This is a genomic window from Thalassospira lucentensis (genome assembly GCF_050516545.1).
In the GTDB taxonomy this organism is placed as follows: Bacteria; Pseudomonadota; Alphaproteobacteria; order Rhodospirillales; family Thalassospiraceae; genus Thalassospira; species Thalassospira lucentensis_C.
This window is the reverse complement of record NZ_CP191544.1, coordinates 1,675,634-1,701,907: the sequence shown is the minus strand read 5'-3', so window position 1 is coordinate 1,701,907 and position 26,274 is coordinate 1,675,634. Positions and strand designations below refer to the sequence as shown.

Sequence of the window (26,274 nt, the reverse complement as noted above, 5' to 3'; positions counted from 1 at the left end):
TGCGTGACAGCAACAGGGGGGTTAACTTGCTGCGTAAGGTAAAAGCGGTTGCAGTTCTTGCAGCCTTGCTTGGCGTAATTGCGCCAACGATTGTTCCAGTGGCAGCATATGCCCAACAGAGTTCCGGGCTGATCCGTGATATACGGGTGGAAGGCAATAACCGCATTGAAAGTGGTACCGTCAACGCATATCTGACGGTGGCACCGGGCGATACTTACGACGCGCAAAAGGTCAACGAATCCCTCAAGGCATTGTTTTCCACTGGTTTGTTTGCCGATGTGTCCTTTTCCTTCAATCAGGGCGTCTTGCAGGTCAATGTCGTCGAAAACCCGATCATCAACCGTATTGCGTTTGAAGGTAACCAACGTTTGAAGGACGATGCGCTGAGCTCCGAGCTGCAGCTTCGTCCGCGCGTTGTTTATACCAGAACGAAAGTTCAGGCAGACGTTCAGCGCGTGCTTGAGCTTTATCGCCGGAGTGGCCGCTTTGCTGCGACCGTTGATCCCAAAGTCATCCAACTTGAACAAAACCGTGTCGATCTTGTTTTTGAGATTGATGAGGGCGAAGCGACCGGCATCCGCAAGATCAATTTCGTTGGGAATAAGGCGTTTGATGACGGTGAACTTTCAGAGGTTGTTCGCACCACCGAAAGTGCTTGGTGGAAGATTCTGACGTCAGATGACAATTACGATCCGGATCGCGTCACATTTGACCGCGAACTTCTTCGCCGGTTTTACCTTGCTGCTGGTTATGCGGATTTCCAGGTTCTTTCATCTGTTGCAGAGTTAACGCCAGATCGGTCTGATTTTTTCATCACCTACACCGTAAGTGAAGGAAAACGCTATCAGTTTGGGGATATCAAGGTTGTTTCTCAGATCGACAAGATTGATCCGAATGCCTTGATGCCTTTGATCGAAATCGAAACGGGTGAATGGTATAACGCAAATTTGGTGGATGACGCCGTTGAGGCGTTGACCACCAGCGTTGGCGATCAAGGGTACGCGTTTATCGATATTCGACCGAATGTGCAGCGTAATCGCGATGCAAGTACGATTGATTTGACCTTTACGATTGCCGAAGGGCCCAAGGTTTATGTCGAGCGTATCAATGTCGTGGGGAACGTCCGGACACTTGATGACGTTATCCGTCGTGAATTCCGTTTGGTTGAAGGGGATGCGTTTAGCAGCTCCAAGATGAAGCGATCCAAGCAGCGTATTGAAAACTTGAACTTCTTTAAATCAGTCGACGTTAAAACGCTGCCGGGGCAATCGCCGGATCAAACCGTTATTGAAGTTGATGTTGAAGAAAAATCCACGGGTGAGTTTTCAATCGGTGCTGGCTACGGAACAGATGACGGTGCCTTTGGTCAACTTGGTATCCGTGAACGTAACCTGCTTGGCAAAGGCCAGGATCTTCGATTGAACTTCACGCTGGGATCTTCAGATCAACAGATTGATCTGTCCTTTACCGAGCCATACTTCCTGGACCGTGAGATTGCCGCCGGGTTTGATTTGTATCGTCGTGAAGAAGACAATCAGGATGAAAGTTCTTATGACGAAGAACAAACTGGTGGTCGTCTGCGCGCCGGGTTCAAATATAGCGAAGAACTGTCGCATTCCTTGCGCTACACGCTTGAGCAGAACAGTTATTCGAATATTGATGACGATGATGCGTCCCGCCTTTTGTTGGCTGAGGAGACAGAATTTGTTGAATCAGTTGTCGGTCATACGCTTACCTATGACAAGCGGGATAGTTCGATTTCACCAACTGAGGGGTACTTTGCCCGTCTGTCGAATGATTTGGCCGGTTTAGGGGGCGACGAGAGCTATTTGCGTACTCGGGTTGAAGGCGGTTATTATTATCCGCTGGACCGTGAACATGAGTGGATCCTTTCGACACGCGGTACAACGGGTTATATCTTTGGGATCGGCGAGGATACCCGTATTTCTCAACGTTTCCTTGTGGGCGGTTCGAACCTTCGTGGTTTTGAGTCCGCTGGTGTTGGTCCGCGTGATATCGCAACTGGCGATGCATTGGGTGGCAAAACGTTCTATACCGGATCTGTGCAAATGGACTTCCCGCTTGGGCTGCCATCAGAATTTGCTTTGACGGGACGTGTATTTAGTGACTTTGGTTCGTCACAAGGTGTCGACGGTGCTCGTGCAGGCGAAATCTATGACACCGGATCTATACGTAGTTCTGTTGGTGTCGGGGTAGGTTGGGAGTCTCCGTTTGGCCCGATTGGTGTTGACCTGTCGCAGGCCATCTTGAAAGAAGATCACGATAAAGAGGAAGTGTTCCGACTTAACTTCGGAACCAGATTCTAAATGAGTATGATGAAATCTATACGCAAATTGATCGTTGCTTCTGCATTAGTCTGCGGTGTCGCAGTGATGCCGCAGGCCTATGCCCAAGATGCCCCGGATCCGGAAACTGTAGCATCTGTCATGATCGTTGATTATGCTGGAATTATGCGTGAAGCATCCGCAATGCAGGATGCCAAAAAACAGATCCGCGAACGCCAGGTCGCATATCAACAGGATATTGAAACCAGACAGCAAGGCTTGCGCGAAGAGGAAAAGAAACTTGCGCAGCAACGTACTTTGCTGGCAGCAGACGTGTTTCAGGAAAAACAAAAAGAATTTCAGCAAAAAGTTGCTGAATTCCAGAAGTTTGCCCAAGGTCGTAGCCGTGTTCTGGACCAGGCACTCGCTGAAGTACAAGCAGAGTTCACCAAGTCGCTTAATGACGTGATTGCGCAGCTTGCAGAAGAACGTCGGGCAACGCTGGTTCTTCATCAGGCACAGGTAATTATTTTTGCCAATGCTATGAACGTCACCAAGGAAGTTTTCGACCGGATCAACAAGAAAGTTCCGACGGTCAAGGTTGAATTCAAGGAAGGCGCCTAATGGCCGATACGCGTTTCTTTAAGCGGAAAGGACCGTTCAGCGTCGCAGAAATTGCGAAGATGACGGGTGCTGATTTGCAAAATGCGCCCGATGAAACGCGGGTTTTTGAAGATGTCTCGCCACTGCAGAATGCGGATGGCACGATCCTGAGCTTTTTTGATAATCGCAAATATATTGATGCCTTTATCAACAGCAAGGCAGGTGCGTGTTTCGTCCGCCCTGAATTTGCAGATCGCGCGCCGGGTGGCATGGTTCTTTTCACCACGGATGATCCTTATCGCGCATATGCGAAGGCAGCGACGGCCTTTTACCCGTTTGAAACGGGAAATGGGACTGTTTCTGAGCATGCCGCAATCGATCCAAGTGCGAAACTTGGCAACGGTGTCCAGGTTGATGCTGGTGCTGTGATCGGTGCCAATTGTGAAATTGGTGATGGAACGATCATTGCGTCGAACGCGGTTATTGGTGAAGGCGTCGTGATCGGTGCAGGCTGTAAGGTCGGCGCCAACGCATCGATCAGCCATAGTCTGATCGGCAATCTGTGCCTGATCTATCCGGGGGCTCGTATCGGGCAGGATGGATTTGGGTTTGCCATGGGCCCGCAGGGACATGCAAAGGTCCCGCAACTTGGTCGTGTTGTTATCGGCAACGATGTTGAAGTTGGGTCAAACAGCACAATTGACCGCGGGGCAGGGCCAGATACCGTTATTGGCAATGGTTGCCGTATCGACAATCTGGTGCAAATCGGCCATAACGTCGAACTTGGTATGGGCTGCGTTATTGTCTCGCAAGTCGGGATATCCGGATCTACCAAACTTGGCAATTTTGTCGTTCTTGCCGGACAAGTAGGGGTTACAGGGCATCTTGAAATTGGTGATGGCGCGAAAGTCGCCGCCCAGTCAGGTGTGATGAAAAATATTGGACCGGGGCAAACTGTGGGCGGAAGCCCTGCGGTGCCGGTTATGGAATATCATAAACAGACGGTGGCCTTGTCCCGTCTGATACGAAAAAAGAAATAAGGGCTATACACATGACCGAACTGGTAAGTGTTGATATTCAGCGCATTCTCGAAATGATTCCGCATCGTTATCCGTTTTTGTTGATCGACAAAGTCGTTGATATCGCGACGGGTGAATCTGCTACTGGCATCAAAAATGTTACGATGAATGAGCCGCAATTTACCGGCCATTTCCCGCAGCAGCCAATCATGCCGGGCGTTCTGATCATTGAAAGTATGGCGCAGACTGCCGCGATTTTGGTTGTGCACACCTTGGGCGGGGACGCCGAAGGTAAACTGGTCTACTTCATGAGCATCGATAATGCCCGTTTCCGTAAACCGGTCGTCCCGGGTGATGTCATGCATATCCATGTGGTCAAAAAACAAAGCCGCGGACCGGTCTGGAAGTTTGAAAGCCAAGTCAAAGTGGACGGCCAGGTTGTTGCCGAAGCCACGATTGCCGCGATGATCCGGGATAACTGATAATGTCAAAAGTGCATCCAACCGCCGTTGTCGAAGATGGCGCGCAGATTGGTCAGGATGTCGAAATCGGCCCCTACAGCGTTGTAGGGCCGAATGTTGTTTTGGGTGATCGTGTGAAACTGCACAGCCACGTTGCTGTTGCAGGCCACACGACGCTTGGCTATGAATGCGAAGTTTATCCCTTTGCCTCTGTTGGCCATGCACCACAGGATCTGAAATTCAAGGGCGAAGAAAGCCGTTTGATTGTTGGTAAACGTACCAAGATCCGCGAAGGCGCCACCCTTAATCCCGGCACTGAAGGTGGCGGGATGGAAACAACCATTGGCGATGATTGCCTTTTGATGACCGGGGCCCATGTCGGCCATGATTGTCATGTCGGAAACCATTGTATTCTGGTCAATAATGGCACTTTGGCTGGGCACGTTCTGGTCGAAGATTTCGCAATTGTTGGCGGGTTGTCGGCCGTTCATCAGTTCGTGCGTATCGGCAAGCACGCCATGATTGGCGGCATGACCGGTGTGGAAAGCGATGTGATCCCTTACGGTTCTGTCATTGGTAACCGCGCATATCTGTCGGGGTTGAACATTGTTGGTCTGAAACGTCGTGGTTTTGATCGCGAAACCATTCATTCCCTGCGTAAGGCGTATCGCCTGTTATTCGCACAGGAAGGAACCCTTGCCGAACGCGTTGCAGAAGTCGCCAAAGATTTCGAAGACGTTGGACCGGTCATGGAAATTATCAATTTCCTCAAAGCGGAAAGCATGCGTTCCGTATGTACGCCAAGATATGACAGCTCCGCAGGATAATCCGCAGCCTAAATTGGGGATTATTGCTGGGGGTGGTGAACTTCCCGCCCGCTTGGCGTCTGCTGCGCAGATGGCTGGGCGGGCTGTTTTCGTTGTAAAGCTTGATGGCCATGCCAACGATGCAGAACTTGACCAATATCCGCACGTTGTCTTGCGATTGGGTGCTGCGGCCAAAATCCTTGATGCCATGAAGGCAAACGCATGTCAGGACGTGGTTCTGGCAGGTAAAGTCGCCCGGCCAAGTTTTTCCGCCATGCGTCCAGATTGGCGTGCAGCCAAACTTCTGATGAAGGTTGGCATGAAAGCCCTTGGCGATGACGGTTTGCTGCGTCTGGTTGGCCAAGAGCTTGAACGCGAAGGGTTTCGGCTTGTCGGTGCGCACGATATCCTGACCGACCTGACCGTAACCGAAGGCGCTTTGGGGGCCATCACACCCGACGATCAAGCAATGAGCGATGCCATGCACGGTCTTCGTGTGGCGAGGATCCTCGGTCAAGCCGATGTCGGGCAGGGCTGTGTCGTCCAGCAAGGACTTGTTCTTGCACTTGAGGCGATTGAAGGGACCGATGAAATGGTCCGCCGTTCGGCTCTTTATTGCCGAGAAGGCGTTGGCGGTGTATTGGTCAAATCCTCCAAACCGCAGCAAGACAAGCGTCTTGATTTGCCTGCGATTGGTTTAACAACCATCGAAGAAGCCCACAAAGCCGGTTTGCGCGGTATCGCTTTATTGGCCGGGGGCACAATGATCATTGACCGTAAGGCTGTTATAGCCCGGTCTGATGCGCTTGGCATGTTTCTGGTTGGGTTGCCTGATCAAGACGAAGGCCGCCTGTCATGACGTCTGAAAACCTGCCTAACGGCCCGAAAATCATGCTGGTTGCCGGCGAAGCATCGGGAGATCAGCTTGGCGGACGTCTGATGGCGGCGATTAAGGTACAGGAACCTAACGCGCAGTTCATCGGTGTTGGTGGCCCGCGCATGGAGCGTGAAGGCCTAAAAAGCCTGTTTCCGATGAACGAAATGTCGGTGATGGGCCTGACCGAAGTCATTCCACACATCCCGCATTTGTTAAAGCGCATTTCCCAGGCTGCGGATTTTGCAAAGAAGCAAAAACCAGATGCCGTTGTTACGATTGATGCGCCTGATTTCAGCTTTCGGGTTGGCAAGAAGCTTAAGGGCAAGGGGATCCCCCTGATCCACTTTGTTGCGCCGTCTGTTTGGGCATGGCGTGAAGGGCGGGCAAAGAAAATCGCCGGCTTTCTGGATCATCTTCTGGCGCTGCTGCCGTTTGAGCCGCCATATTTCGAAAAAGAAGGCCTTCCAACCACCTTTATTGGCCACTCAGCCGTCGAAGAACGTCATGATGGGGACGGACAAAGGTTTCGTGCCCAACACGGCCTGGGCGACGATCAAAAGCTTCTGGCGGTATTGCCCGGAAGCCGAAACTCTGAAGTCAAACGCTTGTTGCCGGTGTTTCGTCAGGTGATTGACGCCCTTGCGGCAAAATATCCCGATGCCCGCATTGTTGTCCCGACTGTGAGCAAAGTTGCTGATACGGTAGCTACAGCAATGAAAGACTGGCCGTTGGACCCCATCGTGGTCGCGACGGATCAGGAACGTCACGATGCCTTTGCGGCAGCGAACTGTGCCTTGGCCGCATCGGGGACTGTATCGCTGGAACTTGCAATCGCAGGTGTCCCGCACGTGATTGCCTATCAGGTCAATGCCGTGACAGGCTGGATTGCCAAACGTCTGATCAAGATTGATACGGTCACGATTGTTAATCTGGTTCTGGGACGAAAACTGATCCCGGAATTCCTGCAGGAAAACTGTCAGGCAAAAAATATTATCCCGGTTCTTGATGGATTGCTTGGCGATGAACCTGCACGGGCTGAGCAGGAAGCCGGGTTTGACGAAGCATGTTCAATGCTTGGCTTTGGTGATCGTGCACCAAGCGAAAAAGCCGCTGAACAAATTTTAAAGATCATCACCAAAAAATAACCGTCAACGGGTGGCGTTAAGTCCGGAATGCATTTAGTTTCAGCTCATTGATCAATTCATGACGGAGACAGTGTTATGCGCTATCTGCACACGATGGTTCGTGTCGAAAATGTTGATGAGTCGCTGAAATTCTATTGCGACTTGCTTGGCATGTCAGAAACACGCCGCATCGAGAGCGAGCAGGGCCGCTTTACCCTGATTTATCTTGCACCAGCGAAAGATGTTGAAAGTGCCAAATCGACCAAGGCGCCGGAACTTGAACTGACTTATAACTGGGATCCGGAAAGCTATGACGGTGGTCGTAACTTTGGCCACCTGGCATATGAAGTCGATGATATTTATGCGACCTGTCAGAAGCTGATGGATGCCGGTGTCACCATCAACCGTCCGCCGCGTGATGGCCGCATGGCATTTGTGCGTTCACCTGACGGGATCTCCATCGAGTTTCTGCAAAAGGGTGCCAACCTTCAATCTGCCGAACCATGGGCAAGCATGGAAAATACTGGCAGCTGGTAATAAGTTACTGCTTCAGAGTTCAGTGTGCCGTCCTAAAACCGTCAACGTATTTCAGGACGAGACACAGATACAAGAAAGGCCCGGAATTTTCCGGGCCTTTCTTTTTACTCAGATCGTTTAGTGCCGCGTGACAAATTAACGTTTGTCGACCGGAACGAATGAACGTTCTGCGACGCCGGTAAACAGCTGACGCGGACGACCGATTTTCTGCGACGGATCTTCGATCATTTCTTTCCACTGGGCGATCCAGCCGACGGTACGTGCAACAGCGAACAGCACGGTAAACATGCTGACCGGGATGCCCATCGCCTTGAAGATGATGCCCGAATAGAAATCGACGTTCGGATAGAGTTTCTTCTCGATGAAGTACTCGTCTTCACGTGCAATGCGTTCAAGTTCCTGCGCAACGTCAAGCAGGGGATCGCTGACATTCAGTTCCTTGAGAACTTCGTGGCAGGTTTCCTGCATCACTTTGGCGCGCGGATCGTAGTTTTTGTAAACGCGATGACCAAAGCCCATCAGACGGAACGGATCGTTCTTGTCTTTTGCTTTTGCAACGAATTCCGGAATGTTTTTCACATCGCCGATTTCATTGAGCATGTTCAGAACGGCTTCGTTTGCCCCACCATGTGCCGGACCCCAAAGGGATGCGATACCAGCAGCAATACATGCAAACGGATTTGCACCCGAAGAACCGGCAAGACGAACGGTCGAGGTCGATGCGTTCTGTTCGTGGTCAGCATGCAAGATCAAGATGCGGTCCATTGCCTTGGCCAGAACCGGATTGACAACATAATCTTCGCACGGGTTGCCAAACATCATCTGCAGGAAGTTTTCTGCATAACCGAGTTTGTTGTTCGGATAGCGGAACGGCTGACCGATCGAATATTTGTATGCCATAGCAGCGATGGTCGGCATTTTGGCGATCAGGCGATAAGCCGAAATCAGGCGCTGCTGCGGATCGTTGATGTCTGTGCTGTCATGATAGAAAGCGGACATTGCACCAACGACACCACACATGATGGCCATCGGATGCGCGTCACGGCGGAAACCGTTATAGAAATTGCGCATCTGCTCATGAACCATGGTGTGCAGAGTAATGTCGTTTTCAAATTTGGCTTTATCAGCTGCATTTGGCAGCTCGCCGTAAATCAGCAGGTAGCAAACTTCGAGGAAGTCTGAACTTTCTGCAAGATCGTCAATAGCATAACCACGGTGACGCAGGATGCCCACATCGCCATCAATATAGGTTAGCTCGGACTGGCAGGAGCCGGTCGACGTAAAGCCCGGATCATATGTGAAGAATCCAGTTTCAGCATAAAGCTTGCGAATGTCGATGACAGACGGGCCTACGCTACCTTCAAGCACCGGCATCTCGATCGACTTGCCAGTGGCATTATCGGTCAATGTAAAGGTGTGGGAGGTCTTGGAATTCTGAGCCATGACTTATTTTTCCTTCCCTGTTTGAACGAACACGGTTTCAAGTTGGGTGCAGCATAATGCTGCGGCGCATCAAGCGCAAACAGACTATTAGCTTTTCATTATTCGCTGTTGTTATGCATCGAAATGTCGAATGCGTTTCAGCGTTTGGTCTTTGCCAAGCACGATCATTACTTCGAAGATGCCTGGTGAAGAATTGGAGCCGGTAAGCACCGCCCGCAAGGGCTGCGCAACTTTTCCGAGTTTGAGATCAAGTTTCTCGGCAGTCGCACGAACACTTGCGTCAACGTTCTCTTCGGTCCAGCTATCAAGCGCTTCGAGACTGTTGGCCAGTTCTGCGAACAGACCTCCAGGTGCGCTATCAATCAGGGACTGAGCTTTCTCGTTAACGGACGTTACGCCATCGGTAACATAGAAAGCCGAAGATTCGGCGAGCTCGATAAGTGTCTTGGCCCTTTCTTTAAGGCCTGCCATGCCATTGATCAAGATTTCTTTTTGCGCTGCATCAATTGCATCGCTTCCAATCAGGGCCGCAACCCGTTGGGAAATATCGTCTACAAGCCTTTTATCATCAGCCTGACGCATATAGATGCCGTTCAGGTTTGTCAGCTTTGCAAAGTCAAAACGTGCCGCACCTTTACCGACATCCTTGATGTCAAACCACTCGATTGCCTGATTCTGAGAGATGATTTCGTCATCGCCATGACCCCATCCCAAGCGCAGCAGATAGTTGTTCACGGCTTCTGGCAGGAAACCCATCTCGTCGCGATAGGAATCAACCCCCAGCGCCCCATGGCGTTTGGACAGCTTTGCGCCGTCCGGACCGTGGATCAATGGAATATGGGCGAAGGTCGGTACATCCCAACCCATTGCGTCATAAAGTGCCTTTTGGCGAAACGCATTGGTCAGGTGGTCATCGCCGCGAATAACGTTGGTAACGCCCATGTCATGGTCATCGACAACAACCGAAAGCATATAGGTCGGGGTGCCGTCGCCACGCAGAATGACGTAATCGTCAAGCTGTTCGTTGCCAACGCGGACTTCGCCCTGAACCTGATCATTGATAACGCCGTCGCCTTCCTGTGGTGCTTTTAGGCGCACAACAGGCTTAACCCCTTCGGGGGCTTCGGCGGCATCGCGATCACGCCATGTGCCGTCATATTTCATCGGGCGACCCTCTGCGCGGGCTTTTTCGCGCATGGTCTGAAGTTCTTCTTGCGAGCAATAGCAATAATAGGCCTTGCCAGCGTCAAGCAGCTGTTGGGCAACCTCGGCATGGCGGTCGCGACGGGCGAACTGGAAAGTCGGTTCTTCGTCAGCGGTCAGGCCAAGCCAGTTCAACCCGTCAAAAATGGCCTCGACGGCCTCAGGCGTTGAACGTTCGCGATCAGTATCTTCGATGCGCAGCAAAAACTTGCCGCCAGTATGTTTGGCATAAAGCCAGTTATAAAGAGCGGTGCGTGCGCCGCCGATATGTAAAAACCCGGTCGGAGACGGGGCAAAACGGGTAACAACCGTCATTCAATCTATCCGTTATTTGGATGTTGTCGCTTGTCGTAATGACTTTTGGCGTGCAGGCTATAGCACAAATGACACGCTGTTGCACCACAGCCGATGTTAGATAGAAACTAAGTGCCGGGCGGGCTATTGGACATTCGTCGTACATTTTTTAGTAAAATTTATAAAAAACAAATTCTTACGAGTGTTTTCTCGCAAGTAACATTTGTTGTTACAAGCCAAAGAAATAAGTGGTTCTTGTCATCGGCCCTCTTCTTTGGGTTGGGCTGTGCGCTGTTCTTTTTGCTTCCTGCGCGTGTATCGGTCAGTCAAGCTGCCCCTGCTTTGATTCTTTTGATCTGCGGGTTTTGGATTTCGCGTCGGGTTGCGATGCTGGCATTCGCGTTGCAGTTGGCCGCAAGCATGATGGCGGGGGTCCTGTCCGGGGCCATTCATACTGAATTGGGCCCGAAAAACATTCCGGTCAAAACGCTTTATTCAACTGAAATCTCTGGCACGATTATCGGACTTGAACCACGGGGTAAGCGTATTCGTGCAACACTGCAGCCAAGTGCGATCACCGGATTAGAAGACGATCAGATTGATTGGAATATCCGGCTCAGTTTTCTGGGCGACAGCGATTTGGCCATCGGTGATCGGGTGACGGTCAAGGCACGTCTCTTTCCGCTTAAGCCGCCATCTGTGCCCGGTGATCCTGATTTTGCCCGCAATCTGTATTTTAGCGGTATCGGTGCAACCGGTTTTGTCTTTGGTCGCCAGCTTGATGTTCAACGTGGTGATAAAGATATTTATATCAAGGATATATGGCAAGTTATTGAGGTGTTGCGTCAGTCTGTATCTGCCACGATCAGTAATCATATCAGCACGCCAGAGGCCGGAATTGCCAAGGCACTGATTATTGGCGAGCGCGGAGAGGTTGAATTCGAGATCGCCGAGGATTTGCGCAAATCCGGTCTTGCGCATCTTTTGGCAATTTCCGGACTGCATATGGGGTTGCTATGTGGAACGGTGTTTTTCCTGATCCGGTTTGGCTTGGCGGCAATACCAAATATCGCTTTGAAATATCCGATCAAGAAATGGTCAGCGATGGCCGCGATGTTTGCAGGCCTCATTTACCTTGGGCTTTCAGGTGCGACCATTCCAACCCAGCGGGCATTTGTGATGTTGCTTGTGGTCTGGCTGGCGTTGCTTTTGGATCGACGCGCAATATCGCTGCGTCTGGTCGGGGTCGCAGCCATTGTTGTCTTGGTGCTGCGTCCGGACGCTGTTTTGGGGGCAAGTTTTCAGCTGTCTTTTGCCGCCGTCGGGGCGTTGGTGGCGTTTTATGATGGGCCGGGTCGAACATGGCTTGATCGACAAGGGATGCGTCCTTGGTATGAACGGGCGGTGTTTTATCTTGGCGGGTTACTGATCACGGGCTTGATCGTAACGGCGGTGACAGCACCGATCATTAGCTTTCATTTCGGGCGGATTTCCATGTTGGGGATCATCGCCAATCTGGTTGCCATACCTGTCATGGCATTTTGGGTCATGCCGTTGATCGTTGCATCACTTGCCCTGATGCCATTTGGTCTTGCGGGGTTATCTCTTGTCGCAATGGCACCGGGCTTGACGGTTTTGTTGAAAACCGCGTCGTTGATTGCCGATCAGGACTGGGGGCTTTGGTATGTGTCGGGACTGGATGGGGTCGCGGTCGGGGGTCTTTTGAGCGTGATCGCATGGTGCCTTATCTGGCGGGACAGATGGGCAATGGTGCCAATCGTACCTGTTCTGATCGCTGTGATGCTCATTCAGCTTAATCACCAAAATGCAGATATGTTGGTTGCAGGGGACCGGGAAAGTTGGGCCGTGTTTGATGATCATACCGGAACCTTGCATGTCTCAACCGGGTTGAGCGGGTTTCAAAAATCAATCTGGATGAGCCGTTTTGGCATTCGCCCCGAAGAAATGGATCGTCGTGTGCTGAGCTGTAAGGATGATCCATGTTTTTTGAATGTCGGGCAGGGAAACGGTCAAAAGACGATTGTCATTGCAAGCCAACTTGATAACCCGTTCTACGCCTGTCGCAATATCGATATCGTCGCCAATTTGCAGGCAGATCTGCCGACAACATTGTGCGAAACATTTGGTGCCGAAGTCTTGATTGATGATGACGTCTTATGGTGGCAAGGCGGCGTTGCCCTTAGGGTGCGCGACCTGAAAGAAGGCAATTCATTCTTCCAGACCGTCCGTTCCGATGCAGGTGGCTGGCCATGGATTGTGATTGGCGGTAAGGCCGGGCGTTGATCACAACCCTCCACAACGAAAAATCGCCCGGGCATGTGGCACCGGGCGATTGGTCTTTGACTTGTTTTGATCTTGATATCTGAACTCGTATTCGTATCAGTATTGGCGCAGCAGCCCAACCAAACGCCCCTGAATGCGAACACGATCAGGTGACAGCGAACGCGTTTCATAGCGTGCATTTGCCGGTTCAAGCATCACTTCCCCACGACCACGTTTCAGGCGCTTCAGAGTAGCTTCACTGTCGTCAACAAGGGCAACGACGATGGTGCCATCATGGGCCTGTTCACAGCGTTGGATCAGAACCGTGTCGCCATCAAGAATTCCGGCATCGATCATGGAATCACCGGATACTTCCAGTGCATAATGGTCACCCGCACCAAGCAGGGCCGCAGGTACCTGAACCATTGTGCTTTGATCACGCAGGGCTTCAATCGGTGTACCTGCTGCAATTCGACCATAAAGCGGCAAAGAGATTGCTTCATTGGCGTCTGAAAAGGCAGTGGGCACGGTGGTTGGCCGATGCGGTGCTTTGCGGGCACTGGCGATGGACGTCACATTGTTTGGTTTTTCAGGCGCGTCATCATCGCTGTTTTCAGGCAGGCGGATGACTTCAAGTGCACGGGCACGATGGGCGAGGCGGCGGATAAAACCACGTTCTTCAAGCCCGGTAATAAGACGGTGAATGCCTGATTTTGATTTCAGGGTCAGGGCTTCTTTCATTTCATCGAAAGAAGGCGAGATACCGTGATCGCGAAGGTAATTGTCAATATAGACCAGCAACTCATATTGCTTGCGCGTCAGCATGATATTTCCCGAACCTGTAACAAGAACAAAAAGGATACATAAATGTTCTACTTTAGTTCTTTTCGCAGGTCAAGTATGTCAATATGACCTTTCAGAGAAACTGAATAATCAGGATGATTGATCAAAAAAGGTGAATAATCGCAAAGCCGGAGAAGGCAGGATCAGTCCGCGACAAAGGTCCCCGACTTGCCGCCTTCTTTGCGTGTCACGCGCAGATCGGTAATCCTCATACTTTTATCAACGGCCTTGCACATATCAAACACCGTCAATGCTGCAACAGAGGCTGCTGTCAGTGCCTCCATCTCGACCCCGGTCTTTCCGGTGGTTTTGCAGGTTGCGGTTATATCGACTGCATCAACGCCATCAGCCAGTTCAAGATCAACTGTCACCGACGTCAGGGGCAGGGGATGACATAGCGGGATCAGATCAGGGGTCTTTTTTGCCCCCATAATCCCGGCAAGCTGGGCAATGCCAAGAACATCGCCCTTTTTATGCCCGCGTTTTGCAATCAGTGTCGCTGTTTCGCCAGACATCAACACACGCGCCTTGGCAATGGCAATGCGTGTGGTATCGGCCTTGGCCGAGATATCGACCATGACGGCATTCCCACCAGCGTCAATATGCGAAAGCTTGTCTGCCATTACTTTGTCCGATACCAATTAGGCCGCAAGGCCAAGAAGATTACGGGTCGCGGCGGTAACGTCGTCCTGACGCATCAGGCTTTCGCCAATCAGGAAGCACTGCGCACCAACTTTTGCCATGCGGGTCAAGTCATCGGGTGTGAACAGGCCACTTTCGGCAACAAGCAAACGGTCCTTATCAACCATGCCGGCCAGTTCTTCGGTGGTGGTCAGGGAAATTTCCATTGTCTTGAGGTTACGGTTATTCACCCCGATCAGACGTGATTTCAATTTCAATGCGCGTTCAAGTTCCGGCGCATTATGAACTTCGATCAGGACATCCATGCCAAGTGCGTGGGCTGCAGCTTCAAGTTCGGCTGCCTGTGCGTCTTTAAGGGCGGCCATAATCAGCAAAATGCAATCGGCCCCCAATGCGCGTGCTTCGGTCACCTGATAAGGATCAATCATGAAATCCTTGCGCAGTGCGGGAAGAGTGACCGCAGCACGGGCTGCGACAAGATAGCTGTCATCGCCCTGAAAATACGGAATATCGGTTAGAACCGAAAGGCAGCTTGCCCCACCGGCCTGATAGGCCTTTGCCAGTTCAGGCGGATTGAAATCCGGGCGAATAAGGCCCTTGGACGGGGATGCCTTTTTGATTTCGGCAATCAACCCATAACGCCCATCGGCAACACTGGTTTCAAGGGCGTTGATAAAACCGCGCGGCGCGGATTGTGCCTTGGCTTTTTCTTCCAGAGTGGCAAGTGACGTGCGCGCCTTGCAGGCTGCGACATGGTCACGTTTGTCATCACAGATTTTCTGGAGTACGTCGCTCACGCTGCGTTTCCTTCGTTGGTAATCGTCACAAGACCCTGCAGCGTTTCTGCGGCCTTGCCTGTATCGATTGCTTCTGCTGCTTTGGCGATGCCATCGGCAAGATCATTGGCGATGCCGGTCACGACAAGGGCGGCACCGGCATTCATCAGAACGATATCACGATAAGCACTTTTCTTTGCCGCAAGCAGATCAAGAATGGCCTTGGCATTCATATCCGCATCGCCCCCCTGAAGGTCATCGAGCGTTGCGGTTTCAAACCCAAAATCACTTGGCGTGATCTCGAACGTTGTGACGGCACCGTCTTTGACCTCGGCCACAAATGTTGGTCCGGTGGTCGATATTTCGTCAAGTCCGCTATGGCCATGAACAACCCACGCATGAACGGATCCAAGACGGTTCAGAACATTGGCAATCGGTTCAACCCATTCTTTGGCAAAAACACCCAAAACCTGCCGTCTGGTTTTTGCCGGATTGGCAAGTGGCCCAAGCAGGTTAAAGATCGTGCGTGTGCCCATTTCAACACGGGTCGGCATAACGTGGCGCATGGCGGAATGGTGGCGGGTGGCCATCATAAAGCACAGATTGATATCGCGAAGGGCCTTTTCCAGAAGCTTCATATCCGCATCCAGATTAACGCCAAGCGCCATCAAAACATCCGCAGACCCCGATTTTGACGAAGCCGCCCGGTTACCATGTTTGGCAACGGTGGCCCCGGCTGCCGCGGCAACGATGGCCGCCCCGGTGGAGATGTTGAACGTTCCGCTGCCATCACCGCCCGTACCACAGGTATCAACCGCGTTTTCAGGGGCAATAATGCCGGTTGCCTTTTCGCGCATGACACGTGCGGCACCGGTAATCTCGTCAACTGTTTCCCCGCGAAGACGCAACCCCATCAGGAATGCCCCCATCTGGGATGGCGTCGCTTGACCAGACATCAGAACATTAAAGGCCTGTTCAGCCATGTTTTCGGTCAGTTTTTCACCATCTGCGACTTTGGCCAAAATTGCCTTGAGATCGTTTTCAGTCGACATGCGGGGTTCCTCGGTTTGCAGTCCGGCGCGGGTTTACGCGCCGGTATAGTCGATAAAATTCTTTAACAGTGCGTGGCCATGTTCCGACGCGATGCTTTCGGGATGGAACTGAACGCCATGAATTTGATGGGTTTTGTGGCGCACACCCATAATCAGACCATCTTCGCTTTCGGCCGTGATTTCAAGGCTGTCGGGCAATGTTTTGCGTTCAATCACCAATGAATGATAGCGTGTTGCTTCAAACGGGCTGGGCAGGCCGGTAAAAACGCTGCTGCCGGAATGCTTCATCGCATCGGTTTTACCATGCATGCAGTGCGGGGCACGAATGACCTTGCCGCCAAATGCCTGGCCAATGGATTGATGACCCAGACAAACCCCGAGAAGCTTGACCTTGCCTGCCGCAGCCTTGATCAGATCAAGGCAAATACCTGCACGTTCCGGGTCACAGGGGCCGGGCGAAATGACAATACCTTGCGGGTTCAGTGCCAATGCCTGTTCGACTGTGATCTCATCATTACGACGAACTTCAACCTCGGGGCCGAGTTCACGCAAGTAATGCCACAAATTGAATGTGAAGCTGTCGTAATTATCGATGAGGAGATACATCGGAGGAAAGGCCTATACATATTAGGGTCAAAACTTATTCACATAATCGCCCCGGTCACCCGGATTTGTAAGGATATGTGGAGAAAAATCGCAGGAAGATATGCATCTTTCAAGGTTTTACGACTAAATAGCCCGTGCAAATCCGGGCGATCCGAAGGACAACCGATATGAGAGAAATCCTCGGCGTCAAATACCTTGACCGGGGATCGCCCCGCTCTGCGGTCTTTTCCTAGTGTTTTTCTCCCATATCGGTTGCCGGGTCGGTCATGTGAATAAGTTCTGACCCTAAGGTCGGCAGAGAATAAACGCACCTGCCGCTACGTCAAGCGGAAGCAGGGCCGTATCGGCAGGAAGTTGTTATGGAAGCAGTGATAACGATCTCTTAACCGGGCGCTAACCAGAAACGATTTAAAAACATCAAAACAACGCCGACCAGATCGGTATATAATCACCATATGGGAAGGGGCTGCATTTAAAAAGCGCAGCACCACGAGCACCCCAGCCAAACGAGACTGGAGACCACAGCGTGGCACGCCGGGCAACGACCGCTAAACGCAAAAAAGCGGCACCCAAGAAATCCAACCGTAAAAAGACTGCCCCGAAGAAGAAATCGGGCGGTATTGGTCGCCTTATGCTGGGCGGCGCTTTTGTCGCGGGCACGCTTTCTGCCATCATTGCGGTTGGCAGCATGCTTGAACTTGATCGGGCCTCAGATGAATTTGGCCGGTCGGCGGATCAAATCGCACCTGATTATTTCTTGGCCGAACCTGAACCAACCCCGATGTTGCGCAAGTATTATCAGCTTGCTGAAAATGCACCTGCGCGCGGGCGTACGGGTTACCTCGTCGGCGGAAATAGCAACAATCAAGGGGATGTGGCGCAAGGGTCGACCGACAAGATTACAACGCCGCAGTCCAAGCCACCGGTGACGGGCAGTGATATCTTGCCAGGAGACAGCGGTAGTGACAGGGACGCGGGCGTGAATGTTTCACCGGGCAACATATCGCCTGTGGATCAGAACGTGCCATGGCGCAAGTTTGCCGCCCTGACACCCGATACAGGCAATAAGCCGGTTATTGCGATCGTGATTGATGATGCCGGTCTTGATCAGCCGCGCACGGCCCGCACGTTAAAACTTCCCGGTCCGATTACCATTGCCTATCTGCCCTATGCCCGCGATTTGCAGCCACAAGTCAATGCCGCACGCGCAGCTGGCCACGAAGTCATGCTGCATATGCCGATGGAACCGTCATCAGCATCTGTTGATCCCGGGCCGCATGCCTTGTTGTCATCTTATGATCGGCAAACGATCCTGAACGAGATGACCTGGATGCTGGATCGGTTTGATGGCTATGTCGGGGTGAACAATCATATGGGCAGCAAATTCACATCCGACCCTGAACGCATGCGGATTGTGATGGAAGTTATGAAGTCACGGGGCCTGATGTTCCTTGATTCACGCACCAGTTCTGCCTCGGTCGGGTATTCGACGGCCAACCAGCTTGGCGTTCCTGCTATCACGCGTGATATCTTTATCGATGATGCCGATGATGCAGAAAAGATCGCTGATATGCTGAGCCGAACGGAACGGGTGGCAGCCAAACAAGGCTTTGCCATCGCGATTGGCCATCCGCGTGATTTGACCCTTGCGGCGTTACATAAATGGATACCTGAAATTCTGGCAAAGGGCTTTGTTTTGGTGCCGATTACAGATGTCTTACGCCGAAATGCCAAGATGACCGGTTGAGGCTGTCGCATTTCAGGCTAAATAGTGTGAACACAATAATTCAAAGCAGTCAGTTTTTGCTTTGAAACATTTCATTGTGAGGAAGCCATGAGAAAGACAATTCTTATTACCGGTTCGACGGATGGCATTGGTCTGGCGACGGCCCAAAATCTCGCCTCGGCCGGACATAATATTTTGCTGCATGGCCGTAACGCGGACAAGCTTGAAGCAACCAAAACAAAAATTGAAGGTCAGGTAGAGACATATTTGGCAGATTTATCAGATATGGGCGAAGTCGAGAAATTAGCGAGCGCTGTGCTGTCTGCACATGAGAAACTTGATATTCTGATCAATAATGCCGGTGTGTATAAAACCAGCGTGACGAAAATTGGTGGAAAGGATGTTCGTTTTTTGGTGAATACCTTTGCACCGCTTATACTCACGCGTCGGTTACTTCCGATCATTCCGGGTGATGGCCGGGTGGTAAACCTGTCTTCGGCTGCCCAAGCTGAAGTTGAGCCCGATGTTCTGCGAGGGTTGCGTGATACGAATGATTTTAATGCCTATGCGCAAAGCAAACTGGCTTTGATTATCTGGACACAGGAGCTCGCCCGAAATTTGCCTGAAGGTCCGGTCGTCGTTGCGGTAAATCCCGGTTCTCTTTTGGCGTCTAAAATGGTGAAGGAAGGCTTTGGTCTCGCGGGGAATGACCTGAGTATCGGTGCTGATATACTTTGCTCAGCAGCGCTTGACGCTGCGTTTTCAGCAGTCTCCGGAAAGTATTTCGATAATGATGTCGGCCAATTCATTGCGCCACATGCGTCATTGCTCACACCAGGGTATGCCCAAGATATCATGCGTGTCATGGACAATATCCTGACGGACCTTTGATCGTTGGATAATGTTGGCGCTAGGCAAAACGATGCGCTTCGCGGGCAGCGGCCATTAGCGCACCTGCCTTGTTGCGGCATTCTTTGTGTTCAAGTTCCGGTTTGCTGTCGACGACAATACCTGCACCGGCCTGAATATGGATTTTCTCATCCTTGATCACGGCGGTACGGAGCGCAATGCAGGTATCCATTGATCCGTCGGCCGAGATGTAGCCGATACATCCGGCATAAATGCCGCGACGAACCGATTCGAGTTCATCAATGATTTCCATCGCACGGACTTTCGGGGCACCCGAAACGGTTCCGGCCGGGAAGCCGGCCTTTAGTGCGTCCATCGCGTCATATTTTTCGTCAATCTGACCGACCACGTTCGAAACGATATGCATGACGTGGGAATAATATTCGATTTTTTCACGATCCGTGACGCGGACTGTACCGGGTTTGGAAACGCGCCCGACGTCATTGCGCCCAAGATCAAGCAACATCAGATGTTCTGAGCGTTCCTTTGGATCATCCAGAAGGTCCTGGGCCATGACCTTGTCGTCTTCGGGGGTATGGCCACGACGGCGCGTACCGGCAATCGGGCGAATGGTGACTTCACCATCACGCAGGCGGACCAGAATTTCCGGGCTGGCACCGACCACCTGAAAACCACCGATATCAAGATAGAACATGAAAGGGGATGGATTGATCCGGCGCAGCGCACGATAGAAGGCAAAAGGTGGCAACTGATATGGCAGGGTATAGCGTTGTGACAGGACGACCTGAAAAATGTCACCCGCACGGATGTAATCCTTGGCCTTTTCGACCATCTCGTAATATCCGGCCTCATCCACGCTGACTTTTGGGTCGGGCAGGGTGTCGGGAACAGATTTTGACCGGCGGTCGATAAACAGATTGCGCTGGAACTGTTGAACAACGTCATTCAAACGCGCACAGGCCAGATCATAGGCCGCATCGGCACTCATGCCTTCTTCCGGGCGTACGGGGGCGACGACGGTGACGGTGTCTTCAATGGTGTCAAAACTGGCGGTGACAGTCGGGCGGATAAAGATGCCATCGGGCACGCCAAGTTCGTCGGTGTTGCTATCAGGTAGCTTTTCCATCAGACGCACTGTGTCATAGCCCATATAACCGACAAGACCAGCACTCATTGGTGGCAGATTGTCGGGAAGGGCAATGTAGCTTTCAGCAATCAGCTTTTTCAGGCTTTCAAGCGGCACGTCTTGTTCGGGTGCAAAGGCATCTGCATCGGCCAAGGCGCGACGGTTAAGTTCGGCCTTGTTGCCAAAACACCGCCAGATCAGATCAGGTTTCAAACCAAGGAACGAATAACGCCCGCGGACAGCACCACCTTCAACAGATTCAAGCAAATAGGTGTTGGGCATGCCTTCGGCGATTTTAAGAAAGGCCGAGACCGGTGTATCAAGATCAGCGGTCAGGGACGTCCACAAAACCTGTGAAATGCCGTTATCGTAATTTTGCTTGAAAATGGTGAAATCCGGTTTGATTTCCATAAGGGTGTCCGATTGTTGGTCTTGTAAGCAGGTATCTATAAAAAGAAAAAGGGCGACCGGTTGATCCGGTCGCCCTTTGATTTGGTATCAGTTTGCCGCGACGGGGGCATAAAGCTCTGTAATCACGGAGTTGTTTACAGTGACCGAGATTTCCTCGTTCAGGTAATCAAGATACTGCGCAAGGATGTCTTCATCGATGGCCGATTTCAGCTCGTCCGTTACCGGGGTTGCATCTGCGGTTTCGATGTTGGCAGCTTTGATATCGTCAAGCTTGACGACAATAACGCTGTCACCGGTCTGGACTGCTTTGGCTTTGCCGTTTTCAAGGGTGAAAAGGGCAGCAGCAACCGACGGGTTCACATCATCGCCAAGCCCCTGACCCGTACGCTTGGTCATGCCAGTTGTTTGAACGGTGGCATTGTCCTGATCGGCAAGGGTGTTGATATCTGCACCCGTGGTGTTGATGTTGCCTGCAAGTTGTTCGGCCTTGGCAAGCATCTGTTTCTGACGCTCGTCAGCTGTCCATAATGCAATGACATCTTCACGCACATCTTCGAACGGGCGCAGGGCCGACGGGGTCACGTTTTCAACGCGAACCACAAAACGGGTCCCTGTTGCGGTTTCTTCAAGGAAGCTTTCCTCGCCGTTTTCCAGCTCGAAAATCTTGGCGTTGATTTCATCCGCACCATCAACGGTTTCGCCTGCCAGACCTTCGCCGCGAACAATGCCGCTGAGCTTATAGGTCTTTGCACCAACATCGCGGGCTGCCTCTTCGATCGGGGTGCCTGCACCAAGTTCTTCGTCAAAGTTTGCCGCAAGATCGTAGATGGCGTCTTCTGCTTTGAACTGTTTCAGGCCGTCGACAATAACATCGCGGACTTCTTCAAGGGTTTGCGTCGATCCTTCGGTGATCGAAGGAACGCGCAGGATATGCCAACCAAGTGCGGTTTCAACCGGCTCGGATACGCCGCCTTCTGGCAGGGCAAAGGTCGCCTCGCTCAGATCGGGGAGAATGTCATTTGCGGTGAATTCACCAAGTTTGACCATCGATTCATCCATGCCTGCTTCCTTGGAAACGGCCATGAAGTCAGCACCTTCTTGAAGTTTTTTGTAAGCTTCGTGTGCGGACTGCTCAGCCCCCGGTGCAAACAGGATTTGCTCAACACTGCGTTTTTCCGGGGTCTGGAATTCTGCTTCACGCTGTTTATAGGATTCAGCAATTTCTTCTTCGGTGACAGTGACCGTGTTGATCAGATCAGCCGCACTTAAAGTCGCCAGCGTTACGTCGCGGCTTTCCGGTGCGGTGAACTGCGGTGCGTTATCTTCGTGATATTTGCGAAGGGTCGCGTCATCAGCCAGGGCAATGTTTTCAAATTCTGCATCATTCAGGGTAAAGAACGAACCACTGCGCTGTTCATTGCGATAGGCAACAATCTGCTTTGCCATCAAATCAGGAACGCTTGCCGTACCGGTCAGGCTGCCAACAATCTGCTGGCTCATCATGTCACCACGGACGCCTTCGATGAATTCCTGTTCGGTGTAGCCCGCCTGATAAAGCGACTGAAGGAAGCGATCACGGCTGAACTGGCCGGTGGTCGAGTCCTTGAAATTGTCAGACGCAAAGATCGTGTCGCGTACTTTGTCGTCGCTGATGCCGATACCCATATTCTTGGCATCTTCACGCAGAACTTTCTGAGATACGAGCGACTGCACCGTATTGTTCAGAAGGCCCATCTGCACGGCCTGCTGCTGGTTGAAGTTGGGACCGAATACATTTCGCATATTCTGCACGCTGCGCTGAAAAGCGCGGTCCAGTTCGACCGGGGTAAGTTTTTGGCTGCCGATTTCGGCAACTTCGCGTGACGTGCCAAGGTTCAGCATCGACGCGTTCAGGCCCCAGATCACGAAGCTCAGTGCAATCACGCCAAAGATGATTTTGGCAAAGATTGATTTCGAAAATGTGCGAATGCCAGCAAGCATATGATAAGCCTAACAATTCGTGGTTTGGTGTCGATATAATGTATCGACAGCTTTTAATTATGTTCGTCCAAAGCCAATAAAGCCCGACGAAATTGCGACGCATCTTAATGGCGAGTGGTAACAGCGGCAACAGCCGATTGCATCGAAGATCATTACAAGGTTACAGGAAATGCATGTGCGCGTGATTTCCGGTACTTGGCCCAAGGGTTCTGGCGTGCTAAAACCCGCGTCGAACCTGATCTTGTAACAATTCGTAACCGGCATTCATCTGTGGTTATGATATTGTTATAAAGGAAGAAATATCTGAACCTGACCAGCACGAGGTATCCTTCAATGACCCAACGCCGTCCCCTGATTGCCGGAAACTGGAAAATGAACTGTTTGCGTGCAGACGGTCTTGAATTGGTATCCGCCCTTGTTGCAAAGGCAGCGGAAAAAGGGTCGCTGGGCTGTGATGTGCTGGTTTGTCCACCGGCAACGTTGCTTTCCGATGTCGTTAATGCTGCTCAAAACAGTGCTGTCGGGGTTGGGGGGCAAGATTGCCACGCTGAGACGTCTGGCGCGCATACCGGTGATGTTGCTGCGGCAATGTTGGCGGATATCGGGGCCGGTTACGTTTTGGTTGGTCATTCCGAACGCCGCGCGGATCATGATGAAAGCTCGACCGTTATCCGTCGGAAGGCGATTGCCGCCCATGATGCCGGTTTGATTGCGGTTGTCTGTGTTGGCGAAACCGAACAGGAACGTGATCTTGGCGCGACACTTTCGGTGGTGAACGGGCAGGTGGCAGTTTCGGTTCCGGATGGGGCAACGGCAAAGAACACCGTGATTGCCTATGAACCGGTCTGGGCAATTGGCACGGGCCGTACAGCAAGTGTCGCGGAGGTTGCCGAAGTTCATGCGGCGATCCGCGCTGAACTTGTTGAACGTTTTGAAGACGGTGACGAATTCCGGATTCTTTATGGTGGTTCGGTCAAGCCGTCGAACGCGGCAGAATTGCTTGCTGTTGCCGATGTTGATGGTGCGCTTGTCGGCGGGGCCAGCCTCAAGGTTGATGATTTTTGGAAAATTATTGAAACTTGCGCCTAGCCAACAGCCATAAAACGCGTTAAATACGCATCAAATTTATGCCCGATCCGGGGCGAATTGCGTTCGGATCGGAAGATTAGGACAAGAGTTTCGACACCATGCAAACAGTCATTCTGGTAATCCACCTTCTTCTCGCGCTTGGCTTGATCGCCGTCATTCTCGTACAGCGCAGCGAGGGCGGTGGGCTTGGTATCGGCGGCAATAGTGGCGGCGGAGGCGGCGGCGGTGGTTTCGGCGTGATGAGTTCACGCGGCGCTGCAAACCTGCTGACCCGTACTACTGCGATTCTGGCCGGTGCATTTATGATCACCAGCATCATTCTTGCACTGCAGTCGAACAGTCACACCAAGCCAACTTCCATCTTGGATCAGGCTCCGGCTTCAGCCCCGGCGGTTACAGAACCCGCTGAGGACACTGGGCCCGCGGCTCCGACCCGCTAAACAAAATAACCGATGACCAGAGGCGGCAAACGAGCCGCCTCAATTTTTGATTGTTGTATTTCCCGGTTCGTGATGCACTAAATGGCATTGAACCGAGGCTTTGTGCTTTGAAATGAGGCAAAGAAATGACTCGTTATATCTTTATCACCGGTGGCGTTGTTTCTTCGTTGGGCAAAGGCCTGGCGTCTGCTGCTTTGGGTGCTTCGTTACAGGCACGCGGCTTTACCGTTCGTCTGCGCAAGCTTGATCCGTATATCAACGTCGATCCAGGCACCATGAGCCCGTATCAGCATGGCGAATGCTATGTCACCGAAGACGGTGCGGAAACCGACCTTGATCTTGGTCACTATGAACGTTTCACCGGTGTGTCTTCACGCCGTTCTGACAACGTGACGACGGGTCGCATTTATTCCAACGTGATTGCGCGTGAACGCCGCGGGGATTACCTGGGCGGGACCGTTCAGGTTATTCCGCACATCACCGATGCGATTAAAGAATTTGTTCAGTCCGATGCGACCGAGGACTTTGTTCTTGTCGAAATCGGCGGCACGGTTGGCGATATCGAAAGCCTGCCGTTCCTTGAAGCCATCCGCCAGATGGGCAATGACCTTGGCGATGGCCGGACGCTGTTTATGCATCTGACATTGGTGCCCTATATTTCATCGGCCGGTGAACTTAAAACCAAACCAACACAGCATTCTGTCAAAGAACTGCAAAGTGTTGGTATTCAGCCTGACATTCTTCTTTGCCGTTGCGATCGTGAAATTCCGATCAATGAACGCCGCAAGATTGCGCGTTTCTGTAACGTCCGCGAAGCGGCTGTTATTCCGGCCTATGATGTCGATAACATCTATCAGGTGCCGATCAGCTATCATCAGTATGGTCTGGACAACGAAGTCCTTCATCACTTTGGCCTGCAGGCACAGGACCCGGATTTGGGTCCGTGGGAAGAAATTTGCTCTACCATCCGCAACCCGGAAGGTGAAGTTACCATCGGTATCGTTGGCAAATACATCCAGCTGCCCGATGCTTATAAATCCCTGACCGAAGCACTGACCCATGGTGGGATCGCCAATAAGGTTCGTGTCAAACTGGAATGGATTGCATCTGACGCGCTTGAAAAAGAAGGCAACGTCAATGAAATCCTGTCCAAGCTTGATGCGATCATGGTTCCGGGCGGATTTGGCGAACGTGGTGCAGAAGGCAAGATTGCCGCTGCGCGCTATGCCCGTGAAAACAAGGTTCCGTATTTCGGTATTTGCTTTGGTATGCAGATGGCTGTTCTTGAAGCCGCACGTAACCTTGCGGGTCTTAAAGATGCATCTTCGTCCGAATTTGGTCCGACCAAGACCCCCCTTGTTGGTCTGATGACGGAATGGGCCAAGGATGGCGGTTCGGTTGAACGTCGTTCGGGTGAAGACGATCTTGGTGGCACCATGCGCCTGGGCAATTATGAGTGCAAGCTGGTTGACGGAACGCGTGCGCGTGACATCTATGGCAGTGAGACGGTTCTTGAGCGTCACCGCCATCGTTACGAAGTTAACGTAAACTTCATGGCGCAGCTTGAAGAAAAAGGGCTTAAATTCTCAGGTCTGTCTCCGGATGGTCGTTTGCCGGAAATCGTCGAGTATCCGAACCATCCGTGGTTCATCGGCGTTCAGTTCCACCCGGAATTGCGTTCGCGCCCGCTTGATCCGCATCCGCTGTTCGTGTCTTACATCAAGGCTGCCAAAGAACGCAGCCGTCTGGTGTAATTGACCGGCTGCTAAGCTGCTTGT

At 51.9% G+C, this 26,274-nt stretch carries 23 protein-coding genes; 14 read left to right on the top strand and 9 right to left on the bottom strand.

Annotation, left to right across the window (positions count from 1 at the left end; all coding sequences use genetic code 11):
* Positions 1-26: 26 nt before the first annotated feature.
* The 8 genes from bamA (at position 27) to ACQ0MK_RS07895 (ending at position 7,712) form a co-directional block, all read left to right on the top strand.
* Entirely contained in the window at positions 27-2,327 is a 2,301-nt protein-coding gene (bamA, locus tag ACQ0MK_RS07930; RefSeq protein ID WP_430475555.1) for an outer membrane protein assembly factor BamA, read from the top strand.
* Entirely contained in the window at positions 2,328-2,909 is a 582-nt protein-coding gene (locus ACQ0MK_RS07925; RefSeq protein ID WP_430475554.1) for an OmpH family outer membrane protein, read from the top strand. It begins immediately after the preceding gene.
* Complete coding sequence (lpxD, locus tag ACQ0MK_RS07920) at positions 2,909-3,928, top strand: UDP-3-O-(3-hydroxymyristoyl)glucosamine N-acyltransferase (protein ID WP_430475553.1); 1,020 nt, start codon at positions 2,909-2,911, stop codon at positions 3,926-3,928. The genes ACQ0MK_RS07925 and lpxD overlap by 1 nt, the downstream gene beginning before the upstream one ends.
* Positions 3,929-3,939: 11 nt before the next feature.
* Positions 3,940-4,389 (top strand): 3-hydroxyacyl-ACP dehydratase FabZ, encoded by a 450-nt coding sequence (fabZ, locus tag ACQ0MK_RS07915; protein ID WP_350043935.1) that lies wholly within the window; start codon positions 3,940-3,942, stop codon positions 4,387-4,389.
* A gap of 2 nt (positions 4,390-4,391) precedes the next feature.
* A complete protein-coding gene (gene lpxA, locus ACQ0MK_RS07910; RefSeq protein WP_430475552.1) occupies positions 4,392-5,195 on the top strand; it encodes an acyl-ACP--UDP-N-acetylglucosamine O-acyltransferase in 804 nt (267 codons plus the stop codon).
* The gene (locus ACQ0MK_RS07905) at positions 5,176-6,033 is read left to right on the top strand and encodes an LpxI family protein (RefSeq protein ID WP_430475551.1); all 858 of its coding nucleotides are present in this window, start codon (positions 5,176-5,178) and stop codon (positions 6,031-6,033) included. The genes lpxA and ACQ0MK_RS07905 overlap by 20 nt, the downstream gene beginning before the upstream one ends.
* Positions 6,030-7,196, top strand: a complete 1,167-nt coding sequence (lpxB, locus tag ACQ0MK_RS07900; RefSeq protein ID WP_430475550.1) for a lipid-A-disaccharide synthase — start codon at positions 6,030-6,032, stop codon at positions 7,194-7,196. The genes ACQ0MK_RS07905 and lpxB overlap by 4 nt, the downstream gene beginning before the upstream one ends.
* Positions 7,197-7,271: 75 nt before the next feature.
* Positions 7,272-7,712 (top strand): VOC family protein, encoded by a 441-nt coding sequence (locus ACQ0MK_RS07895; RefSeq protein ID WP_430475549.1) that lies wholly within the window; start codon positions 7,272-7,274, stop codon positions 7,710-7,712.
* 135 nt (positions 7,713-7,847) lie between these two features.
* Here ACQ0MK_RS07895 and ACQ0MK_RS07890 read toward each other — a convergent pair whose 3' ends face one another.
* Both ACQ0MK_RS07890 and gltX read right to left on the bottom strand, forming a co-directional pair.
* The gene (locus tag ACQ0MK_RS07890) at positions 7,848-9,155 is read right to left on the bottom strand and encodes a citrate synthase (protein ID WP_350045970.1); all 1,308 of its coding nucleotides are present in this window, start codon (positions 9,153-9,155) and stop codon (positions 7,848-7,850) included.
* Between the two features lie 111 nt (positions 9,156-9,266).
* Positions 9,267-10,673 (bottom strand): glutamate--tRNA ligase, encoded by a 1,407-nt coding sequence (gltX, locus tag ACQ0MK_RS07885; protein ID WP_430475548.1) that lies wholly within the window; start codon positions 10,671-10,673, stop codon positions 9,267-9,269.
* Positions 10,674-10,907: 234 nt separating this feature from the next.
* Here gltX and ACQ0MK_RS07880 point away from each other — a divergent pair, with 234 nt between their 5' ends.
* Positions 10,908-12,956, top strand: coding sequence for a ComEC/Rec2 family competence protein (locus tag ACQ0MK_RS07880; RefSeq protein ID WP_430475547.1), 2,049 nt, complete (start codon positions 10,908-10,910; stop codon positions 12,954-12,956).
* A 96-nt stretch (positions 12,957-13,052) separates the two neighbouring features.
* Here ACQ0MK_RS07880 and lexA read toward each other — a convergent pair whose 3' ends face one another.
* The 5 genes from lexA to ACQ0MK_RS07855 form a co-directional block, all read right to left on the bottom strand.
* On the bottom strand, positions 13,053-13,760 hold the full coding sequence (lexA, locus tag ACQ0MK_RS07875) for a transcriptional repressor LexA (RefSeq protein WP_430475546.1): 708 nt from the start codon (positions 13,758-13,760) through the stop codon (positions 13,053-13,055).
* Positions 13,761-13,921: 161 nt separating this feature from the next.
* Complete coding sequence (gene moaC, locus ACQ0MK_RS07870) at positions 13,922-14,401, bottom strand: cyclic pyranopterin monophosphate synthase MoaC (RefSeq protein WP_430475545.1); 480 nt, start codon at positions 14,399-14,401, stop codon at positions 13,922-13,924.
* A gap of 18 nt (positions 14,402-14,419) precedes the next feature.
* Entirely contained in the window at positions 14,420-15,217 is a 798-nt protein-coding gene (gene trpC, locus ACQ0MK_RS07865; RefSeq protein WP_430475544.1) for an indole-3-glycerol phosphate synthase TrpC, read from the bottom strand.
* A complete protein-coding gene (trpD, locus tag ACQ0MK_RS07860) occupies positions 15,214-16,248 on the bottom strand; it encodes an anthranilate phosphoribosyltransferase (protein ID WP_430475543.1) in 1,035 nt (344 codons plus the stop codon). Before trpD ends, trpC begins: the two co-directional genes overlap by 4 nt.
* Before the next feature lie 33 nt (positions 16,249-16,281).
* Positions 16,282-16,854 carry an anthranilate synthase component II gene (locus ACQ0MK_RS07855; RefSeq protein WP_430475542.1) on the bottom strand — a complete coding sequence of 191 codons (573 nt, stop codon included), beginning with the start codon at positions 16,852-16,854 and terminating at the stop codon, positions 16,282-16,284.
* A 526-nt stretch (positions 16,855-17,380) separates the two neighbouring features.
* On the opposite strand from ACQ0MK_RS07855, the gene ACQ0MK_RS07850 reads away from it, so the two are divergent.
* Both ACQ0MK_RS07850 and ACQ0MK_RS07845 read left to right on the top strand, forming a co-directional pair.
* Positions 17,381-18,601: a divergent polysaccharide deacetylase family protein gene (locus ACQ0MK_RS07850; RefSeq protein ID WP_430475541.1), complete on the top strand. Its 1,221-nt coding sequence runs from the start codon at positions 17,381-17,383 to the stop codon at positions 18,599-18,601.
* Between the two features lie 87 nt (positions 18,602-18,688).
* Positions 18,689-19,471: an SDR family NAD(P)-dependent oxidoreductase gene (locus tag ACQ0MK_RS07845; RefSeq protein ID WP_430475540.1), complete on the top strand. Its 783-nt coding sequence runs from the start codon at positions 18,689-18,691 to the stop codon at positions 19,469-19,471.
* Between the two features lie 19 nt (positions 19,472-19,490).
* Here the strand turns inward: ACQ0MK_RS07845 and trpE are convergent, their stop codons facing one another.
* Positions 19,491-20,987 (bottom strand): anthranilate synthase component I, encoded by a 1,497-nt coding sequence (trpE, locus tag ACQ0MK_RS07840; protein WP_430475539.1) that lies wholly within the window; start codon positions 20,985-20,987, stop codon positions 19,491-19,493.
* Positions 20,988-21,074: 87 nt separating this feature from the next.
* Complete coding sequence (locus ACQ0MK_RS07835; protein WP_430475538.1) at positions 21,075-22,967, bottom strand: SurA N-terminal domain-containing protein; 1,893 nt, start codon at positions 22,965-22,967, stop codon at positions 21,075-21,077.
* 333 nt (positions 22,968-23,300) lie between these two features.
* Here ACQ0MK_RS07835 and tpiA point away from each other — a divergent pair, with 333 nt between their 5' ends.
* The 3 genes from tpiA (at position 23,301) to ACQ0MK_RS07820 (ending at position 26,250) form a co-directional block, all read left to right on the top strand.
* Complete coding sequence (gene tpiA / locus ACQ0MK_RS07830) at positions 23,301-24,056, top strand: triose-phosphate isomerase (RefSeq protein WP_430475537.1); 756 nt, start codon at positions 23,301-23,303, stop codon at positions 24,054-24,056.
* A gap of 98 nt (positions 24,057-24,154) precedes the next feature.
* The gene (gene secG / locus ACQ0MK_RS07825; protein ID WP_350044508.1) at positions 24,155-24,496 is read left to right on the top strand and encodes a preprotein translocase subunit SecG; all 342 of its coding nucleotides are present in this window, start codon (positions 24,155-24,157) and stop codon (positions 24,494-24,496) included.
* A gap of 125 nt (positions 24,497-24,621) precedes the next feature.
* Positions 24,622-26,250: a CTP synthase gene (locus ACQ0MK_RS07820; protein WP_350044509.1), complete on the top strand. Its 1,629-nt coding sequence runs from the start codon at positions 24,622-24,624 to the stop codon at positions 26,248-26,250.
* Positions 26,251-26,274 lie beyond the last annotated feature (24 nt).

What these genes read in the sequence shown, in the direction of transcription:
- ACQ0MK_RS07925 (WP_430475554.1), top strand. Translation starts at nt 2,328, where the DNA reads ATGAGTATGATGAAATCTATACGCAAATTGATCGTTGCTTCTGCATTA.
- lpxD (WP_430475553.1), top strand. Translation starts at nt 2,909, where the DNA reads ATGGCCGATACGCGTTTCTTTAAGCGGAAAGGACCGTTCAGCGTCGCA.
- fabZ (WP_350043935.1), top strand. Translation starts at nt 3,940, where the DNA reads ATGACCGAACTGGTAAGTGTTGATATTCAGCGCATTCTCGAAATGATT.
- lpxA (WP_430475552.1), top strand. Translation starts at nt 4,392, where the DNA reads ATGTCAAAAGTGCATCCAACCGCCGTTGTCGAAGATGGCGCGCAGATT.
- ACQ0MK_RS07905 (WP_430475551.1), top strand. Translation starts at nt 5,176, where the DNA reads ATGACAGCTCCGCAGGATAATCCGCAGCCTAAATTGGGGATTATTGCT.
- lpxB (WP_430475550.1), top strand. Translation starts at nt 6,030, where the DNA reads ATGACGTCTGAAAACCTGCCTAACGGCCCGAAAATCATGCTGGTTGCC.
- ACQ0MK_RS07895 (WP_430475549.1), top strand. Translation starts at nt 7,272, where the DNA reads ATGCGCTATCTGCACACGATGGTTCGTGTCGAAAATGTTGATGAGTCG.
- ACQ0MK_RS07890 (WP_350045970.1), bottom strand. Translation starts at nt 9,155, where the DNA reads ATGGCTCAGAATTCCAAGACCTCCCACACCTTTACATTGACCGATAAT.
- gltX (WP_430475548.1), bottom strand. Translation starts at nt 10,673, where the DNA reads ATGACGGTTGTTACCCGTTTTGCCCCGTCTCCGACCGGGTTTTTACAT.
- lexA (WP_430475546.1), bottom strand. Translation starts at nt 13,760, where the DNA reads ATGCTGACGCGCAAGCAATATGAGTTGCTGGTCTATATTGACAATTAC.
- moaC (WP_430475545.1), bottom strand. Translation starts at nt 14,401, where the DNA reads ATGGCAGACAAGCTTTCGCATATTGACGCTGGTGGGAATGCCGTCATG.
- trpD (WP_430475543.1), bottom strand. Translation starts at nt 16,248, where the DNA reads ATGTCGACTGAAAACGATCTCAAGGCAATTTTGGCCAAAGTCGCAGAT.
- ACQ0MK_RS07855 (WP_430475542.1), bottom strand. Translation starts at nt 16,854, where the DNA reads ATGTATCTCCTCATCGATAATTACGACAGCTTCACATTCAATTTGTGG.
- ACQ0MK_RS07845 (WP_430475540.1), top strand. Translation starts at nt 18,689, where the DNA reads ATGAGAAAGACAATTCTTATTACCGGTTCGACGGATGGCATTGGTCTG.
- trpE (WP_430475539.1), bottom strand. Translation starts at nt 20,987, where the DNA reads ATGGAAATCAAACCGGATTTCACCATTTTCAAGCAAAATTACGATAAC.
- ACQ0MK_RS07835 (WP_430475538.1), bottom strand. Translation starts at nt 22,967, where the DNA reads ATGCTTGCTGGCATTCGCACATTTTCGAAATCAATCTTTGCCAAAATC.
- tpiA (WP_430475537.1), top strand. Translation starts at nt 23,301, where the DNA reads ATGACCCAACGCCGTCCCCTGATTGCCGGAAACTGGAAAATGAACTGT.
- secG (WP_350044508.1), top strand. Translation starts at nt 24,155, where the DNA reads ATGCAAACAGTCATTCTGGTAATCCACCTTCTTCTCGCGCTTGGCTTG.
- ACQ0MK_RS07820 (WP_350044509.1), top strand. Translation starts at nt 24,622, where the DNA reads ATGACTCGTTATATCTTTATCACCGGTGGCGTTGTTTCTTCGTTGGGC.